This window comes from Amycolatopsis sp. A133 (assembly GCF_031082405.1).
In the GTDB taxonomy this organism is placed as follows: Bacteria; Actinomycetota; Actinomycetes; order Mycobacteriales; family Pseudonocardiaceae; genus Amycolatopsis.
In genome coordinates this window covers 1-909 of record NZ_JAVHJU010000071.1, presented here as the reverse complement: position 1 = coordinate 909, position 909 = coordinate 1, and the positions used below count along the sequence as shown (strand labels likewise).

Genomic DNA, 909 nt, shown 5'->3' with positions numbered 1-909 from the left:
GAAGTATTTAGGCTTACCGGGTGGTCCCGGCAGATTCACAGCAAATTCCACGAGCTCGCTGCTACTCGGGAACACCAAACAAACAATCAACAATATGTTTTCGCGTACGGGGCTCTCACCCACTCCGGCCGCCCATCCCAAGGCGTTCCACTAACATACGTGACCATTCCGAGGACTGTCAGATCCTCGACGCTGGGTCCCACAACACCGACTGCACAACCCCTGACAGGTATCACATGCAATCGGTTTAGCCTCTTCCGCTTTCGCTCGCCACTACTCACGGAATCACGGTTGTTTTCTCTTCCTGCGGGTACTGAGATGTTTCACTTCCCCGCGTTCCCTCCACACACCCTATATATTCAGGTGCGGGTAACACCACATCACTGGTGCTGGGTTTCCCCATTCGGAAATCCTCGGATCACAGCTCGGTTGACAGCTCCCCGAGGCTTATCGCAGCCTCCTACGTCCTTCATCGGCTCCTGAAGCCAAGACATCCACCATGTGCCCTTAACAACTTGACCACAAAGATGCTCGCATCCACTCTACAGTTCTCAAACACCACACCAGAAACACACAACGTTTCAGGGCAGAAGCCCTGAGGCGTGTTGCCTCAGGACCCAACAGTGTGCTTAGTGAACAACTTGCCCTCCAGGCGCCGGCTCTCCGTTCCACGCGGCAAGCCGCAGTACTAGAAGAGGCATTGCCAACCAGAACAAGCCATAACCAGTAGTTCCACGATTCCTTGAGCAACCAGAGCAAAACCACAGTCGGGTTTTAAACTCCAGCCACCCCACCAGGTTGATCCGGGAATCCCGGCCTGATGGATGTGTTGTGCTCCTTAGAAAGGAGGTGATCCAGCCGCACCTTCCGGTACGGCTACCTTGTTACGACTTCGTCCCAATCGCCAGT

2 rRNA genes are annotated in these 909 nt (G+C 54.6%); both read right to left on the bottom strand.

The features are described from left to right. A 23S ribosomal RNA gene (locus Q5425_RS43140) occupies positions 1 to 521 on the bottom strand; the annotation flags it as partial. Between the two features lie 321 nt (positions 522 to 842). Beyond that, positions 843 to 909, bottom strand: a 16S ribosomal RNA gene (locus tag Q5425_RS43135); the annotation flags it as partial.